The organism is Dysgonomonas sp. ZJ279 (assembly GCF_011039205.1).
GTDB lineage: Bacteria > Bacteroidota > Bacteroidia > Bacteroidales > Dysgonomonadaceae > Dysgonomonas.
In genome coordinates, this window is the sequence record NZ_JAAKEL010000001.1 from 41,669 (window position 1) to 59,641 (window position 17,973).

Annotated in this window: 17 protein-coding genes; 7 read left to right on the top strand and 10 right to left on the bottom strand. The window is 37.2% G+C overall.

Annotation, left to right across the window (positions count from 1 at the left end):
- Positions 1-121: 121 nt before the first annotated feature.
- The 5 genes from truA to G7Y57_RS00275 all read left to right on the top strand — a co-directional run bounded on the left by truA (position 122) and on the right by G7Y57_RS00275 (position 4,804).
- A complete protein-coding gene (gene truA / locus G7Y57_RS00255) occupies positions 122-874 on the top strand; it encodes a tRNA pseudouridine(38-40) synthase TruA (protein ID WP_165020172.1) in 753 nt (250 codons plus the stop codon).
- Between the two features lie 72 nt (positions 875-946).
- The gene (gene nhaA, locus G7Y57_RS00260; protein WP_165020173.1) at positions 947-2,092 is read left to right on the top strand and encodes a Na+/H+ antiporter NhaA; all 1,146 of its coding nucleotides are present in this window, start codon (positions 947-949) and stop codon (positions 2,090-2,092) included.
- A gap of 6 nt (positions 2,093-2,098) precedes the next feature.
- Positions 2,099-2,998 (top strand): DMT family transporter, encoded by a 900-nt coding sequence (locus G7Y57_RS00265; RefSeq protein ID WP_165020174.1) that lies wholly within the window; start codon positions 2,099-2,101, stop codon positions 2,996-2,998.
- 45 nt (positions 2,999-3,043) lie between these two features.
- On the top strand, positions 3,044-3,679 hold the full coding sequence (locus tag G7Y57_RS00270; RefSeq protein WP_165020175.1) for a DUF3256 family protein: 636 nt from the start codon (positions 3,044-3,046) through the stop codon (positions 3,677-3,679).
- Positions 3,680-4,804, top strand: a complete 1,125-nt coding sequence (locus G7Y57_RS00275) for a YARHG domain-containing protein (RefSeq protein WP_165020176.1) — start codon at positions 3,680-3,682, stop codon at positions 4,802-4,804. It begins immediately after the preceding gene.
- Between the two features lies 1 nt (position 4,805).
- Here the strand turns inward: G7Y57_RS00275 and G7Y57_RS00280 are convergent, their stop codons facing one another.
- From G7Y57_RS00280 to G7Y57_RS00290, 3 genes are read right to left on the bottom strand one after another with little or no spacing between them, the layout of a single operon-like run.
- On the bottom strand, positions 4,806-5,090 hold the full coding sequence (locus G7Y57_RS00280; protein WP_165020177.1) for a GNAT family N-acetyltransferase: 285 nt from the start codon (positions 5,088-5,090) through the stop codon (positions 4,806-4,808).
- 8 nt (positions 5,091-5,098) lie between these two features.
- Positions 5,099-5,686, bottom strand: coding sequence for a hypothetical protein (locus G7Y57_RS00285; RefSeq protein WP_165020178.1), 588 nt, complete (start codon positions 5,684-5,686; stop codon positions 5,099-5,101).
- Between the two features lie 9 nt (positions 5,687-5,695).
- Positions 5,696-6,733 carry a DUF2027 domain-containing protein gene (locus G7Y57_RS00290; protein WP_165020179.1) on the bottom strand — a complete coding sequence of 346 codons (1,038 nt, stop codon included), beginning with the start codon at positions 6,731-6,733 and terminating at the stop codon, positions 5,696-5,698.
- 86 nt (positions 6,734-6,819) lie between these two features.
- Between G7Y57_RS00290 and G7Y57_RS00295 the strand changes: the two genes are divergently transcribed.
- Positions 6,820-8,043, top strand: a complete 1,224-nt coding sequence (locus tag G7Y57_RS00295) for an S-adenosylmethionine:tRNA ribosyltransferase-isomerase (protein WP_165020180.1) — start codon at positions 6,820-6,822, stop codon at positions 8,041-8,043.
- A gap of 8 nt (positions 8,044-8,051) precedes the next feature.
- Positions 8,052-9,071, top strand: coding sequence for an endolytic transglycosylase MltG (gene mltG, locus G7Y57_RS00300; RefSeq protein WP_165020181.1), 1,020 nt, complete (start codon positions 8,052-8,054; stop codon positions 9,069-9,071).
- Positions 9,072-9,121: 50 nt separating this feature from the next.
- Here the strand turns inward: mltG and G7Y57_RS00305 are convergent, their stop codons facing one another.
- The 7 genes from G7Y57_RS00305 to G7Y57_RS00335 all read right to left on the bottom strand — a co-directional run bounded on the left by G7Y57_RS00305 (position 9,122) and on the right by G7Y57_RS00335 (position 17,931).
- Positions 9,122-10,537: an undecaprenyl-phosphate glucose phosphotransferase gene (locus G7Y57_RS00305; protein ID WP_185153905.1), complete on the bottom strand. Its 1,416-nt coding sequence runs from the start codon at positions 10,535-10,537 to the stop codon at positions 9,122-9,124.
- Entirely contained in the window at positions 10,534-11,451 is a 918-nt protein-coding gene (locus tag G7Y57_RS00310; protein ID WP_165020182.1) for a CPBP family intramembrane glutamic endopeptidase, read from the bottom strand. Before G7Y57_RS00310 ends, G7Y57_RS00305 begins: the two co-directional genes overlap by 4 nt.
- 10 nt (positions 11,452-11,461) lie before the next feature.
- Positions 11,462-12,313 carry an N-acetylmuramoyl-L-alanine amidase-like domain-containing protein gene (locus tag G7Y57_RS00315; RefSeq protein WP_165020183.1) on the bottom strand — a complete coding sequence of 284 codons (852 nt, stop codon included), beginning with the start codon at positions 12,311-12,313 and terminating at the stop codon, positions 11,462-11,464.
- A gap of 2 nt (positions 12,314-12,315) precedes the next feature.
- The gene (locus G7Y57_RS00320) at positions 12,316-13,983 is read right to left on the bottom strand and encodes a formate--tetrahydrofolate ligase (RefSeq protein ID WP_165020854.1); all 1,668 of its coding nucleotides are present in this window, start codon (positions 13,981-13,983) and stop codon (positions 12,316-12,318) included.
- A gap of 135 nt (positions 13,984-14,118) precedes the next feature.
- Positions 14,119-14,619, bottom strand: coding sequence for an OmpH family outer membrane protein (locus G7Y57_RS00325; protein ID WP_165020184.1), 501 nt, complete (start codon positions 14,617-14,619; stop codon positions 14,119-14,121).
- A 54-nt stretch (positions 14,620-14,673) separates the two neighbouring features.
- Complete coding sequence (locus tag G7Y57_RS00330; RefSeq protein ID WP_165020185.1) at positions 14,674-15,189, bottom strand: OmpH family outer membrane protein; 516 nt, start codon at positions 15,187-15,189, stop codon at positions 14,674-14,676.
- A 90-nt stretch (positions 15,190-15,279) separates the two neighbouring features.
- Entirely contained in the window at positions 15,280-17,931 is a 2,652-nt protein-coding gene (locus tag G7Y57_RS00335; RefSeq protein ID WP_165020186.1) for an outer membrane protein assembly factor, read from the bottom strand.
- Positions 17,932-17,973 lie beyond the last annotated feature (42 nt).

Sequence of the window (17,973 nt, forward strand, 5' to 3'; positions counted from 1 at the left end):
TGTCATCCCGAAACGTAGTGAGGGATCTGGCATATAATTTACATTGTATTAAGAGAGTTGTAGTAGATTTCTCCTTTTAGTTCGGAATGACAGTGTTTTCCGGAAACATTAACTAAATGAAATGAAAAGATACTTTCTATATCTATCCTATAATGGTGAAAACTATTGCGGTTGGCAAATCCAACCGAATGGCCTTGCTGTGCAGGAAGTGGTAGAGAAGGCCTTGGCTACCCTTTTGCGCCAACCAACGCCCATAGTTGGAGCAGGACGTACCGACGCAGGGGTTCATGCACGAATGATGGTAGCGCATTTTGATAGTGACTGCGAGGGTCTGGACTTAAAACGCTTGACGAGTAAACTCAACAGTATTTTACCCAAAGATATTGCAATCTATAAAATAGTAGAGGTAAAAGCTGATGCTCATGCACGATTCGATGCTGTATCACGACTTTATAAGTATTATATAACAACAGCTAAAGATCCTTTTCTGCATAAGCTGAAATACAGAGCGATAGGCGATTTGAATGTAGAGGCAATGAATGCCTGTGCAGATATTTTATTCGAATATGTAGATTTCACCAGTTTCAGTAAACTGCATACCGATGTAAAAACAAACGATTGTCAGATAATGTATGCCCGCTGGGAGCAGGATGGCGATGATTATGTATTTACAATCAAGGCTAATCGCTTCCTTCGTAACATGGTTCGTTCTATTGTAGGTACTTTGCTCGAAGCGGGTCGTGGTCGGTTAGATACTGACGGTATGCGTCGCATTATTGAGGCAAAGGATAGAGGCGTTGCAGGGACTTCTGTCCTGGGGCATGCCTTGTTTTTAGAAGATGTGGAGTATCCGGATGATATATTTGAAATATAAAAATAATAATAACTATGTATGCTTATTTTCCTGTCTATAACTGCCTGTGAAAATTAAAATAATGATATAACAATGAGAATAAAACATACGTTGACAGATTTTATTGAAAGCGAGAAATCGGGAGGCTTAGTCCTGATTGTTTGTACGCTTATTTCAATCCTTTTGGCCAATTCGAGCATAGGTCAAAGTTATCTTGCTGCCTGGCATTTCGATTTGGGAGGACATAGTATTGAGCATTGGATAAACGATGGGCTAATGGCTATTTTCTTTCTCTTGGTCGGACTCGAGCTGGTTGAGGAGATTTACGAAGGTCAGTTGGCGAGTCTGAGGTCTGCACTTTTGCCTATCTCGGGAGCATTGGGTGGTATGCTTATTCCCGCAGGTATTTACATTGCATTGAATGTGGGTACGGCTACAACTTCGGGTTTTGGTATTCCTATGGCTACCGATATAGCATTTGCGCTGGGGATACTCTCACTGCTTGGCAGTCGGGTGCCTGTTTCGTTGAAGATATTCTTAACAGCATTGGCTGTGATAGACGATTTAGGAGCGATTATTGTGATTGCTATATTTTATACCTCTTCTTTGGCGTGGACAAACCTATTTCTGGCATTAGGAATATTTGCGGCATTGATGATTCTCAATAAAGTATTTAAGGTTAAAAACCTGATACCATATATTCTTGGTGGTATCGTGATGTGGTATTTTATGCTGCATTCGGGTATACATGCTACCATAGCCGGAGTGTTACTTGCCATTGCCATTCCCTATGAGAAGAAAACAGGAAATTCACCTTGCCACCGCATGCAGCGTTGGTTGCACTATCCTGTCGCCTTCATCATACTTCCTCTGTTTGCGTTGGCCAATACAGCCATCGTGCTAGAAGGTAATTGGGATAAAGCGTTGGGTGAACCGTTTGCACTGGGTATTATACTCGGTTTGGTAATAGGTAAGCCGCTAGGGATAACGCTCTTTGCATTTCTTTCTATAAAGTTGAAGCTATGTAAATTACCAAAGGGTTTGAGATGGAGAGATATGATAGGCGTAGGTATGTTAGGTGGTATCGGTTTCACTATGTCGATATTTGTTACCTTGCTTGCCTTCGACGACATACATATTATAAATGAAGCAAAGCTGATGATTCTTTTAGCCTCACTTGCTGCCGGTATATTAGGATATACATGGCTAAATCGTGTGCTTAAAGAGAAAAAGGACTAAGAAAATATGTGGTTAGCATTAGCATTTGGTTCGGCATTCTTTTTGGGATGCTACGATATTAGTAAGAAGAAATCGTTGACGGGCAATGCCGTAATTCCGGTATTGTTTTTCAATACACTTTTCTGTACGCTCTTACTGTCTCCGCTTTTTATTATATCGCAATTATCGCCCGGCACGTTGCAGGGTACAATATTCTATATTCCTCCTATTGCATTAGAGACACATGGTTATATAGTTCTCAAATCGATATTGGTACTGTCATCATGGATATTGAGCTATTTTGCGATAAAGCATTTACCATTGACAATTGTAGGGCCTATCAATGCTACCCGCCCTGTGATGACACTTGTCGGCGCATTGCTTATATTCGGCGAGCGGCTCAACTTTTATCAGTGGATAGGGGTAATTATAACGATTGTTTCATTTTTCTTATTGTCTCTTTCAGGACGAAAAGAAGGTATTAAGTTTCACCGCAACAAATGGGTGTTTTTTATTCTTTTTGCTGCTATGCTTGCCGCAGCCAGTGGATTGTACGATAAATTCCTGATGCAGCGATTTAGTTCTACCGCTGTGCAATTTTGGTACAATTTATATCAGTGGCTTCTGATGGTTGTTATATTGCTTGTCTTGTGGTATCCCAAACGGAAAATATCCTCGCCGTTCGAGTGGCGGTGGAGTATTATCCTTATATCGGTATTTCTCACCATTGCCGACTTCCTTTATTTCTATGCTTTGACCGACAGTGAAGCTATGATTTCCATTGCATCGATGGTAAGGAGAAGCAGTGTGTTGATTTCTTTTGCAGGAGGTGCGCTTCTCTTCAATGAAAAAAACTTAAAAGGCAAGGCAATAGATCTTGTTTTAATAATTATAGCAATGTTTTTCCTATATTTGGGGACTAAATAAGGTCTTTGGGCTAAACATATATAAACGGTTACAATTAACAATAGGATGAAGAAAATAATAATAGTTCTGGCATTTCTTTTTACAGGCATTTCTGCTATGGTGGCACAAGATATGACAACAGTTTTTTTGTCGGTTCCCGATGAAGTGCTTTTTGGCTTGGAGCCCGAACAAAAGGACAGATTGCTGTCTAATCCGGAGGATACTGCAACTGTGTCAGTAGAAAGCGCACTCTATGCCAAAATCAAAAGAAAAGCAATATCGCCTAACTATATTTGGTTACAGACATCGGAAAAAGCAACTACCCAGATTAAGCTATTGCCGCTTATTAACGACTCTAAGATTATATGTGTAGTAAAAACTGTTTGTGGAAATATCTGTGATAGTCAGGTGAAATTTTATACATCTAAGTGGGTCGAAATAGATCAGACTGGTTTTATGCCAAAGCCAAATGTCGATTGGTTTATAAAAGCTGATGCAGATCGTAATAGCCAAGAGTTTAAAAATGCTTATGCTGCTTTAACTATGAATCCGATGAAGATAAAACTATTTGCGGACAATGATAGTTTATCAGTTAAATACGAGATCAAGAATTATTTATCAGAAGACGACTATAATAAGATACAGCCATTCCTGATAGAAGAACCTAAAGTTCTGGTCTGGGATAAAACTTCGTATAAATAAATGAAAAATAGCCTTACACTATTTACTTTACTTCTGTTCTTTACTATTACCTCGTTTGCAAATGACGGAGCCTATTATATCAGTGGAAACCATTTGATTCCGATGATAGAGACTGATATTTCTGTCAAAAAAGAAATACTGACTATCAAACGGAGGAATGAAAAACAGGTTGATGTCACAGTTTATTATGAATTTTACAATCCAAAAGATGCTAAAAGTCTGACTGTCGGATTCGAGGCTTTCTCTCCATCGGGTGATGTTGACCCCACTCCCAAGAATGGGCAGCATCCTTATATGAATAACTTTACGGTAGAGATGAACGATGTGATTCTTCCTTATAATGTTTCTATTGTAAGCGATAGTCTATATAATAAGAATGGAGCGATCAAAGGGCTGACGGAATCGGAGATTGAAGAGCGTAGTTATGAGGGATATTCAGATTTCTATTATGTTTATCACTTTACAGCAAATTTCATACCGGGATTAAATATTGTAAAGCATACTTATACTTGCGACCTTTCGGGAGGAGTCGATTACAAATATAGTTTCGATTATATTCTATCTGCTGCTATGAGATGGGGCAATCACCAGATAGACGATTTTACACTTATTATTGATATGGGTGAGTTTCAGGATTTTTATATTAATAACGCTCCTTTTGGCAAATCCTCTAAATGGACTCTTGCCGGTACTGGTAATATGCAGAAAGATGTTCCGAACCCATTTGGGTATGAGGAATCAGAAGGAATTTCACTTCTGTATACTCGCTTCTTTGTTTCAAAAGGGCAAGTTGTATACCAGAAGATGAATTATAAAACGAGAGATGAGTTAACGATATTTTCTCGTCGTGTCAATGGCTTATTGGTATTCGATTATAGAGAAGCTCAACTTCCCTTTTATATAGATAATAACGAATCGATGGAGTATATAGAGCCGGCCGATGAAATATCGAAAAAGATATTACGTAATCTGCCTTTTGCCCGTCGTGGATATATTTTCACTGCACCACAAATACAAGCCTACTATCTGACACAGGCGTGGTACACTCCCGATCCGAACTATAAAAGCACATTCGACAGCCTTACGAATGAAGAGCAAAAGTGGGTGAATTATTGGTCTAAATAAATTATCTGCCAGCTACAATATCTGCGTACTCCGGATGCCGTTGTATATAGATTGCAGTGTAGGGGCATATTGGTCTTACCTTGTAATTGTTTTCACGGGCATAATCGAGAATAGTCTTTGTCAGAACGGCGGCGATGCCATTTCCTTCCAGATTTTTCGGCACTTCGGTATGTGTAATACTTAGGCAATTACTCCCGTTGTCAATATAATCTACGAGTGCTATTTGATCGCCAATGTGCGTTTCAAATCGGCTTTCTTTTTGATTGTGTATGACTTTTATATCCATAATAATTGTTATTTACCTCCACCAAAACTGAAATTGACAGGAAAATAGGTTGGAGAAGTTATGGGTGTATTACCAATCATAAATGTTGGTTTTAATTTCACTGAAACATTCGATTTTTGAGAGCCTATACCTACGAAGTTCTTAGCAATTTCAACGATTGTTTCTTGCGAATTGGTTCGGGCTAAAGTAGCCAGATCGACACCAATATTAAGAGGCAAAGATTGAGATTCGCCGGCAGCTATATTTAATGTTTCGTTGACAGCTCCTTTGGTAAATTCTATGTCGTCGATGCTGATAACATATTGTAGACCGTGAAGTATGGCTGCCGATTCGTTAGGATTTTTTATATTCAGATTGAGTGTAAAATCGAGTGGGATAGAGGATGCATTGCCCGATAGTATCGATGTTATTTTCGGTATTTGGGTGATAGATACACCATTCGATAGATTCATACCGGAAACTTTTATTCCTGAAATCGATTTATAGCTATATTCACATTTAGTGATATTGTATGCGCTTGTTAATTCTTTTTGCACACTATTACAACCGATTAATACGGTGGCGATCATTAGGAAACCTAAGATTCTTTTCTTCATTATTCTGTTTTATTTTATTGTAACCATTGTTGCTCCGTATCCGTATTCGCGGAATGAAGCATCCTGTGTATAGGCGGTTTTGTATTTGTTCTTTAGCTCTTTTAGAACAGCGTTCTTTAAAATACCATCGCCTTTACCATGAATAAACACGATCTTTTGTCCTTTATTGTGCTTATTCTCGTTCATTACTTCATTGAATTTCTTCAACTGATATTCGAGTATATCTCCAGAAGATAAACCATTAGTGTTGTCTAAAAGTTCATCGATATGCAGATCGATTTCGATAATTGTATTCTTCTCATTCTTCACTATTGGCTGTACACGTGGGCGGGGAGTCTCTTTTTCGAGCATTGCCCTTTCTAAATCTTCAGTCGAAATAATCAACTCTTTTTCGGGTAAGTCGCGTTTTACAATAGGATATATTAGCGCATTTTCGTCGAAATAATCATTGTCTTTAAAGCTGTGCAGCTTGTAGAACTTAACGGTATCTATACGTAATTCGATAGACCCCGGATTCTTCAATGCGAAAGGCTTATCTTCCTTATAAGCGAAGAACTGGAAGCAGATATGTTCCATGTCGTTTAACTCGGCTTTGTCAAAAGCTTCGAGAAACAACTTTGTGTTAGGTTCTATTACAGCTGCTTTACGGCTTGCCCATCCTGCATCCGATCGGCTCATGTAGTTGAACGACAGGTAATAATTGCTGTCATTCACCAAGTAGCATTCGTAATCGGTTGTGCTTAGATTCTTTATATCGTTGGGCAGATAAGCAAGGCAGATGGTTATCTGTTCTCCTTCCTTTGTTTCCTCTATTTTATATTCTTCCTTGGGTTGAGTGGTTGCAGTTCTGGTAACTTCGGCATTTGGTTTTGTCGATTGTCTTACCTGTGCGTCGTTCGCCGGTTCGATAACGATGCATTCCCGCATTAATATTGGGATCTCGAAACCGTCTTCATCTTCTACCAAAACTATGTCTTTACCTCTGAAGCCACTAACAACGCCGCCTCCTGTAGTATTTAGAAAGCGAACTTTATCTCCTGTTTTCATAAATCTTAATTTATCTTGTTAAGCCTCGTCTAGACTTTTTTATTCACACAAAGTTGACTATTTTTGTCGGATAAAAAAAGTAAAAAGTGGAAATATCAAACCCTCGGGAAATACGCATTGATGATTACAATTACAATCTGCCCGACGATCGTATTGCGAAATACCCTCTGGCTGAACGAGACAGTTCGAAGCTGCTGATCTATAGACAAGGTGCGATGACTGATACTTGTTTCAAAACATTGCCCGATCATCTTCCAGCCGATAGCCTTATGATATTTAATAACACTAAGGTTATTCAGGCACGTATGCATTTTAGAAAGCAGACAGGGGCACTGATCGAGATATTCTGCTTAGAGCCTTATCAACCGAACGATTACTTATTGAATTTTCAACAAACTGAACGATGCTCGTGGATATGTCTTGTAGGCAATCTCAAGAAATGGAAAGAGGGCGAATTGATAAAAGCACTCACTGTACACGATTGTGAGATTCTGATAAGGGCACGCAAACTACAATCGCATGGTGATTCTCACATTATAGAGTTTGAATGGGATAACATAAATATCTCATTCTCCGATATTCTGGAATGTGGTGGCGAACTGCCTATACCTCCCTACTTGAACAGGGATACAGAGGAAAAAGACAAGGAGACTTATCAGACCGTTTACTCAAAGATAAAGGGTTCGGTAGCGGCACCTACGGCAGGTCTGCATTTTACCGATACTGTTTTTTCAGCATTAAAGGAAAAAGGAATAGTAACCGATGAGGTGACACTGCATGTAGGGGCGGGGACTTTCAAACCTGTTAAATCGGAACAGATAAAAGATCATGAGATGCATTCTGAGTTCATTTCGGTTCGTAAAGATTTAATAGAGCGTCTGCTTAATCATAAAGGTAAGGTTATTGCCGTGGGAACGACATCTGTGCGTACACTCGAAAGCCTTTATTACTTAGGTGAGTTGTTAGAGAATGATCAGCCTGAAGAATTGACTGTCTCACAATGGCAACCATACTTGCACACTAGCAATAGATTATCTAAAGAAAAAGCGTTAAAAAATATACTAGCCTACCTAGATAGCAATAAATTAAATACCTTGATTGCAAATACACAGATTATAATAGCACCGGGATATGAGTTTAAGATAGTGGACGGTGTAGTGACAAACTTTCATCAGCCTAAAAGTACATTGTTGCTGTTGGTATCGGCGTTTGTCTCGGGTAATGATTGGAAGAAAATATATGAACATGCACTTAACAACGACTATCGCTTCCTTAGTTATGGTGACAGTTCGTTATTATTGAAAGACTAAATTTATTTATGAAGAAGAAAATAGGAATTGTTATCGGCGTTCTGTTATTGATTGGTATCGCTGTCGCAGGATATGTTTATAGTATTATTTCCACGGGATTCAATATTAAGGAAACGGTGTATGTTTATGTCGATTCTCGCAAAGATTACAATGCTTTGTTGGAAGAGCTGGAATCAACAACAAAGGTTCAGAGTATAGGCAGCTTTGAGAAAGTCGCTTCTTTTTTGGATTATAAAACAGCGATGAGAACAGGTAAGTATGCCGTTACACCGGATATGACTGTTTTAGATTTAGTGAGAAATCTCCGCAATGGTCATCAAGTACCTGTTAAAATTAAGTTTAATAATATACGGACAAAGGAAGATTTAACGGAACGTATTTCAGAGCAACTCATGTTTACGAATGATGAGCTGTTATCGATTCTCAATGACGAGAAAATTTGTGCCGACCTCGGCTTCAATCCCCAGACTATCATTGCTATGTTTATACCTAATACTTATGAATTTTATTGGGATGTAAAGGTTGATGCTTTTCTGGCGAAGATGAATAAAGAATATCAAAAATTTTGGACACAGGAGCGGCTTAATAAGGCTAAAGGAATTGGATTATCGCCAATTGAAGTTTCGACTTTGGCATCTATCGTAGAGGAGGAATGTACCTATTCGGACGAATATCCTATGGTTGCAGGTTTGTATTTGAACCGTTTGCACAGAGGTCAAGCATTGCAGGCCGATCCTACCGTGAAATTTGCAGTGGGAGACTTTAGTTTACGCCGCATATTGAACAAGCATCTCGAGGTAAATTCACCTTACAATACATACTTGAATACCGGATTACCTCCGGGACCAATCCGTGTACCGTCTATTAAGGGTATAGATGGTGTCTTAAACTACAGCAAACACAATTATCTATACATGTGTGCTAAAGATGATTTTTCGGGAAGGCATAACTTCGCAGTGACCTTTGGCGAACATCAGCAGAATGCAAATAAGTATAGGCAAGCACTTAATGCACGTAGTATTTATTAAGTTTCGAGATTTACTTATTATCAGTAGATTGTCTTTTTGTTTGAGAAGTCTTAGTATGCCTTTTCTTCTCCTTTAAAGACATTCATAACGGTTTTGAATATAATCTTAAGATCAAGGAAGAAAGACCAATTTTCGATGTACCACACATCTTTCTTTACACGGCCTTCCATATCAGCTAATGTTTTTGTTTCACCTCTGAATCCGGTAACTTGTGCCCATCCTGTGATGCCTGGTTTTACTAAATGGCGAACCATAAATTTCTCTATGAGCATTGAATATAAAGCAGTATGCTTAAGCATGTGAGGACGAGGTCCTACTACAGACATGTCTCCCATTAAAACATTAAAGAATTGAGGTAATTCGTCGATGCTGGTTTTTCTCATAAACAAGCCGACTTTGGTTATTCGGGGATCTTCTTTTGTCGCGCTGATACTATTTGCTGCAGCGTTAAGACGCATCGACCGAAATTTATAACAGTAAAACTCCTTACCTTTGATTCCGGTTCTTTTTTGTTTGAAAAATATAGGACCTGGAGATGATATCTTAATTATTGATCCAAAGATCAGATAGATCCAAGGGAATACTAATACCAGAATTAAGATCGAGAATACAAGATCAAAAGTTCTTTTTATAAATTGATTAGACTTATGTTGTAGAGGTTCGTATCTAAGGCTAAGAATTGGAATCGTTTCCAAAGAATGAAGAGCAAATCTTCTTTTAATATATTTATAAAACTCTGGAACCAAAAAGAAACGAATCATGTTCTTTTCGCAAAAGCTGATCAGTTCTAATATTTTTGCATCTTGATTCCCTGGTAAAGTACAGTAGATTTGCTCAATTTTTTCTTTTTTTGCAAATTCTTGAATCTTAGATGTATCACCTAAATAATTGGGTAGGGCATCTATATTTGCAATATTATCATCGAAAAAGCCAAGTATTCTATATCCGAAATCACTACCGACGAGTTCATTGTATATCGCAATCCCATTAAGACCTCCGCCAATGATAATGACTCTTCTGTAATTATACCCTTTTCTCCGATATGCTTTTAGTATGAGACGGAACAAAATATGAGAGATACAAAATAGCATGCCTAGGATAAGGAAGCTTATCAGCCAAGGTAATATAGGAATAGATAATATATCAAATAAGGAAAAACTACCTGTTACGATAACTATATATAGAGCTATAAAATATGATGAGCTTTGAATAATCTTATCTATAGAAATAATATTTGACGATATGTTGAAGCGTACGAAGGTAGATGCTACAAAATATGATAGGTTTATTAATAATATAGCTTCAATCTTTTTTTCGTAAGAAAGAGATATTTCAGGAATAAATTCTTTGCAAAAAAGAAAATATAGCATGAAGAAAAATGAATTGATGAGGATAAGATCTCCAAAACGGATAATCCAATCAATCAGGTATCCATAACTCTCTCTTCTTTCGGACATTTCTTTCATGATAAACTAGTATTAGTATTTTGTATTTGCCGTCCTCTATTGACAAAGATATATATTATAGTGCAACAAACAATAACGCTAACTAGAGCTAGCCATTTATGGTCTTCAATACCCATATATTCCATATTATCGTATTGCGGTGTTCCAAAGTATATCTGCGATAAAATAAGATTAATAGCATTGTGAATAGTGTGCGCTATAATTGGAATCCACAAATTACCTGTCCAGAGGAATAGATAGCCTAATAGGGCTCCGGCAATCATTCGTGGGAAGAAACCATAGAACTGGAAATGTATAGTACTAAAAATGATAGCTGTTATCCAAATGGCAATATGTTTATTTGAAACTATTTTTTTTATGATTTGCTGTAAGCAACCCCTGAAAAATAGTTCCTCTGCAATTCCGGCTAAAACGGCTATGATAAATAAATTTGTTAAGATTCCTGATATGGATTTATCCGCAAGAAACATTTCAATAATCTTTTTCACCGCATCTTCTTTTTCTCTCATCCAATTTTCTATAGTAGATAACGATTCGGGAAAACTAATTTGTTGATTGTAATAACTTGTTAGTTGCAATATTGGTTGAACAGCAACAATAAGAGTAAGAGCCAAGAGCACAAATTTATAACCTGGTGCAATATTTATTCTCAAGAAAGACATTGGATCATTCTTAAAAAGATATGCAAATATAAATGCAGGGATAATGAATATGGAGACTGTTTGTACTACCTGAGCTGTTTTTAGAAATGATATAGATTGCGACAGAGCAGCGATCCCATCTTCTTGTGCGAAAGCCAAACTGGTTATTGATATAAGTACAATGCCTATCATTAGTCCCAGAATAGTTAATAATGAAAGGAATAATAATTGTGACCATCCTCCCATTCTATAAAAGATCTCTTTATTAATCATTTCAATAATGTTAGTTTAGTCGTAATATAGTTATGCCATTGCACGTTTTAGATTCTGCACAATATTCATCTAATGATTTGCTTTCTATAATAATTTTCTTTGCACGGCTAGATGCATGGATAAATCGAAGAATGTTGTTGCTTCTATATGCAATTCCCATGTGAGAGTAGTCTAGTCCATTTATATTTGTTCCAAATAGAACAATATCTCCATCTAAAATGTTTTCGTCACCAGATGATATAGCATCAGAAGGTATAATCTTATAATTATTTCTTTCGTTAATTTTGTTTTCAATACCTCTCAATTCCCTTATATTGATGTTGTTATTTTTTAGTTGACTATAAAGCTGAGGATGAGTTGACATATAGTTAATTTTCTTAGAGCTAATCTTTCCACCCAAGTCAATACTTATATCTTTAAATATTTTCTTTTGTTCATTCTCATATATCCAGTCACTCGAATAATGCAAGCGAGAGGAATAGTCATCGATTACTCCGTTTCTATAACGTATAGAAGTTAGTGTCTGGCAATAATTAGAAAAAGATAAATCATCGGATTTGATCACTTTTGATAATGCAATACAAGTTTCAACAAATGTAGTGCAATCAAATTCATGTAAATTTATTACAAGGTTTTCTTTTGTATTACCTTCCAAAGTCGATGCTACGTAAGGTCTGCCTATAAAGAATTTGGCTGTTCTTATAACTAGCTCGTTAATTGGTTCGTTCTTATATGGGGAAACCTGTTTGATATACGATTCGTAAGTTAATGAGTCCGCTTTACTATATACAATAGTTGCATTTGCTATATTGGGAGATAGAGCAAGAAGCAGTATTATTATGGCAATATTAGCAATTTTCATATTTAACTCAAACCTTCAATTTGTCCATTTACTAAATCTATATGATTTGCTTGCGGATCTTTAGGCAATCCTGGCATACGCATTATGCTGCCAGCTATTGCAACAATAAATTCGGCGCCGTTATTAATTACAATATCATTGATCGTAAAAGTGAAATCTCTGGATACCCCATATGCATGTGCGTTGTCAGAAAACGAGTATTGGGTTTTGGCAATACATACTGGGTAGTGTTCTAACCCCAGTCTATTTATTAGAGATAGTTTCTTTTTTGCTTTATCGCTAAATTTAACAGAATTGGCTCCATAAACACTTGTAGCTACTTTGCTTATCTTCGTTTCGATGGAATCGTTGTTGTCGTAAGTGAATCTAACTGCTTCAGACGGAGTTTTTTCAATAGCAGCAACAACGGCTTCTGCTAACTCAATGGCACCCTCTCCACCTTTCATGAATGCTTCATTGATAGCAAATCCAACTCCGACTTGTTTGCAGTGTTGTTTGATCAACTCAATCTCATTTTCCGTATCAAAGCCATATTTATTAAGGGCGACAACAACACTTTGTCCGAAAGATTTCATATTATCAATATGCTTATCCAGATTGGCAAAGCCCTTGGTTAACCCTTCTATATTTTCTTTTTTTATGTCTTGGATTGGGACATCACCATGCATCTTTAATGCTTGTGTTGTAGCTACTATAACAGTTAATTTAGGTGATAAACCTGACTTTCTGCATTTAATATTGAAGAATTTTTCCGCTCCCAAATCAGCTCCGAATCCAGCTTCGGTAATTGTATAATCAGCATGGCTCATAGCCATTTTCGTAGCAATGATAGAGTTGCACCCATGTGCAATATTAGCAAAAGGGCCTCCATGTATAAAGGCAGGCGTATTTTCGGTTGTTTGTACCAGATTAGGGTTGATGGCATCTTTTAGCAGTACTGTAATAGCTCCTGCTACCTCAAGATCTTTTACTGTAAAAGTATTTCCGGCTGCTGTATATCCTAAAATAATATTCTCAATACGTCTTTTCAAATCATCTATATCTTTCGCCAAGCAGAGGATTGCCATAATCTCAGATGCTGGTGTTATCTCAAATCCGGATTCTGAAGGGATACCATTTTCCGAACCGTTTAGTCCGGTAACAATATGTCTCAAACTTCTGTCGTTTACATCGAGAACTCTCTTCCAAACAACTTCTTTCAGGGATTTATCTGTTCCTCTGTTACGATACAGATAGTTATCTAAAAGAGCAGTGATCATATTGTGAGCCGATGTAATAGCGTGGAAGTCTCCTGTGAAATGTAGATTTATATCTTCCATCGGCAACACTTGTGCATATCCGCCACCTGCTGCTCCGCCTTTCATCCCGAAACATGGTCCTAAAGAGGGTTCTCTAAGAGCAACCACGGTCTTCCTCCCTATTTTGTTTAGTCCAAGTGCAAGACCAATCGAGATTGTTGTTTTTCCTATGCCGGCTTTTGTAGGGGTAATGGCAGTAACGAGGATAAGATTATTTTTATTAACTTTTTGTTCGTCGATTAGAGAAATCGGAACTTTTGCGATAAACTTCCCGTAATTATGTAAATTGCTCTCAGCTATGTTGAGTTGAGAGCCAATGCTAGATATGTTTTTTAATTTAATACTTCTGGCAATTTCAATGTCTGATTTTATTTCCATAGTTTTGAATCAGGGTTCAATATTTTATTATGACCATAAAGATACATATTTTATCTTTTGGTGTTTGTAGAAAACAAAAAGAGAATGGTTAATTACCATTCTCTTTTTATATCTCATATAGGTAAAAGATTATTCTTTGATACCTAATTTTGCTTTTACTTGTTTATTTGCATCTGCAGCATGAGCTCCGATATGTAAAAACATAGCAGCATCGGCAATGTAAGTATAGTTGTTTTCGTCGCCTACTTCTTTAATTGCTGTTCTCAATTTTTGTTGAAGGGGTGCATATTCCTCTTGTTGAGCTTTTTCAAGTTCAGCCTGGCTTGTTTGCACGAAACTTTCGTATCTTTCTTTCAATTGATCTATTTGTTTTTGGCGATCAGCAGCCAAACTTACGGTTGGTTCCTCAGTTGATTCTTGGAATTTCTTGATTAGTGCAGCATATTCATTTTCAATAGCAGCAGCATTTTTTTCCATAAGATCGCTTTTAGCTTTCAACTTTGCTTGCGCACCTGCAAATTCTGGCATCTGAGTAAATATTTCTTGCGCGTTGATATATGCGATTTTTTCTTGAGCAAATATCGATAATGGAGCAATAACAAGTAGTAGTAAGAGTACTTTTTTCAACATAATAAGTTAGTCTTTAATTATTGGTTTCAAATTTTATTCGACAAATATATATAATTATTTTGAATATCCTAGTTTTGCAAGAACCTCATTACTTATGTCTATCCTGGGGGATGCAAATATCACACTCTCGGCTGAAGCTCTGTCAAGTATCAGTTGATAGCCTTTTGCTTCAGAGATTTCTTTTACTGCGTTATATATATCGTCTTGAATAGGTTTTATAAGAGCCTCTCTCTTTTTGAATAGTTCTCCTTCTGGTCCAAAGTAAGTTCGGTTCAATTGTTGAACATCTCTTTCTTTTTCTACGATCTCATTTTCTCTTTTTGTCTTTTGCTCTGCCGACAGAAAAACGAGATCAGACTGATACGACTTATATAAGCCTTTAATTTCCTGCTGTCCTTTTTCAACTTCAGCCTGCCATTTTTGGGATATCACCTCTATCTGTTCTTGAGCAGTTTCGTAGGTACTGATGTTGTTTAATATATATTCCATATCAATTAGTGCAAATTTTTGCGCATAACTTCCACATGAAATACCTAAGAGTAGTGTGAATAGTAATAATATTTTCTTCATAACTATATTTTTTAGTATACTATATAAGACATCTAGTAACGACTTTTGTTTACTCAACCTTACATAAATAATGTTAATTAGCTATATCGGTTAGAATTCCTGCCCGATAATAAAGTGAAATTGAGCTCCGCTTCTGTCTCTCGATCCGTTGATAGGGTCAAATCCGTATGCCCAGTCGATACCCATAAGTCCGATCATCGGTAAATGGATTCTGGCTCCGAAACCTGCAGAACGTTTCAAATCAAAAGGACTGAACTTCGTAAGATCATACCATGCATTACCGGCTTCTACGAATGATAGTAGGTAGATAGTCGATGTCGGTTCAAGAATTAGTGGGTATCTGAATTCTAGGGCTAAGCGGGTGTATGCACTCGCTTGATTACCTAATGCACCATTTTCATATCCACGAAGACCGATGGTTTCTGTTGCGTATGTACTGGAATATCCTGACATACCATCACCCCCAACATAGAATGTTCCGAAAGGAGACTTTTTATGTCTATTGTAATAACCTACGAAACCATATTCGGCACGAGTCATCAATACCGGGGTTTTCTTAGTTTCAGCAAGAGGAATGAATATTTTCGATCTGAATTTCCATTTATGGAACTCTATCCATTTAAATTTCTCTCCAGGTTCAAAACCATTTTCATCGGGCACCATGCTTGCATAATCTACACCATTCCAAGCAGAATAAGGAGGGGTTAATTCCAAGCTTACAGAGAAGTCTGAACCTCTACGGGTATATATCGGATTATCGATAGTACGTCTGTTTAATGATAGATTTAAACTTAAACTATTAGCATTTCCATCTCTAACAATAAAGTAAGCCCAGTCTCTCATTTTGTACAACTGATATGAAAGTTCTGCCTGTATATAGAAATAATCATCAGGCCAGCTCAATCGTTTACCATAACCTACCGATGCACCAAGCATCTGTATCGACTTGTTAGGGTCAGCGGCATATCCGATATCTGAGTAGCTATTGCCAAGACTATTTCCGTACATACCACTGTTTCCAAAGTTAAAGTTGTTATTTGCAAATCGGCTATATACATCGGTTTGCTTCGAGTAGAATGCACTAACTGTTAGTGAATTCGGTCGTTTTCCTCCAAACCATGGGTCGAAGAATGAAGCAGAGTACGATTGATAGAATCGACCATTTGTTTGTCCGCTAAGAGTCAGAGTCTGTCCTTCCCCTTGTGGCAGGATACCTTTATATGATTTAGGATTCAGTAAGTTTCTTATTGAGAAATTCGAGAATTTCAAACTCAATTTACCGATTATACCTGTTTGTCCCCATCCGGCAGAGAATTCCACTTGGTCATTCGCTTTAGGTGTTAGAGGAAGGCCTATATCTACTACTCCTTCTGCATCATCCGGCACGATAGATGGTTGAAGGCTTTCTGGGTCGAAATGCCCCATTTGCATGATCTCACGAAGTGAACGCATGATATCTTCGCGGCTATATAATGCTCCCGGCTTGATACGCAGTTCGCGACGCACTACATCTTCATATAGTCTGTCGTTACCCGAAATGGATACTTTACGGATTGTAGCTTGCGGGCCTTCGGTGATACGTATTTCCAGATCGATAGAGTCATTCGTAATATTGATTTCTACAGGATCGGCATGAGAAAAGATATACCCGTTATTTTGGTAGAAGTAATTCATTACAGCATCTTCGTCGGCCATTAGACGTTCGGTCAGTTTTTTCTGATTGTAAACATCGCCTGGCTTCATGTTTAGAAGCGCTTGGAGTTGAGAGGTTGGATATTCGGTGTTACCGACCCATTTAATATCGCTTAAGAAATACTGTTTACCTTCATCTATTTTTATTTCAATATCTACTTTGTCGGTTTTTTTGCTATCAGTGAATACTGTATCCCATACAATGGTAGCATCACGATATCCAAGTTCATTATACTTGGCGATAATATTTTCTTTGTCTTCTTCGTAGCTTTCAGGTACATATTTAGTAGAGCGTAGGAAATTGGTAATCCATGATTGAAAAGTGCTTTTATGCCTTGTCTTTTTCATGGCCTTTTCTAAGGTTTTATCTTTAACCTCTTCGTTTCCTTCGAAAACGATGTAATTAACTTTAGTTTTATTTTTCTTTTGAACATCAATATTCAAAAAGACATGATTCTCTTTCGAGAGATCAGGTGTTTGAGTTATGTTTATTTCTGCTTTATTGAATCCTTTCTCATCGAAATATTTTCTGATTACATCTTTGGCTTTGTTAAGCTGATTAGGTGTTATTTGCAAACTCTTCACCATACCTATTTTTGCTTCAATGTCTTGACGCTCTCCTTTTTTCATTCCGGTATAGATGATGTCGGAAATACGTGGACGTTCTTTCAACTTGATATCGAGCCAGATTTTATTATCTTCGATTTTTGATGCAGATATTCTTACATCGGAGAATAATCCTTGTTTCCAGAAACGTCTTACGGCATTCGTTATCTCATTTCCCGGGATTTCAATTTTGTCGCCAACAACTAATCCAGAGAATCCGATAAGAACGTAATCTTCATACATCGGATTTACAAGACCGGATATTTTGATGTCAGCAATTTCGTATTTTTTGCTGGTATTGTACGAGATCACAGGTAAATTCTCAACATTTTCTTCTAGAGCTTTGTTGACATTGCGAATCTCAGTACTATCTACAACTTGTGCATATAGATTTGTTATAGATAACAAGATGATAGATAGGATAAATAAGCCTTTTTTTAACATATCAGAATTAGTCGTTACTTACTAAAATGTATTGTTTTATAA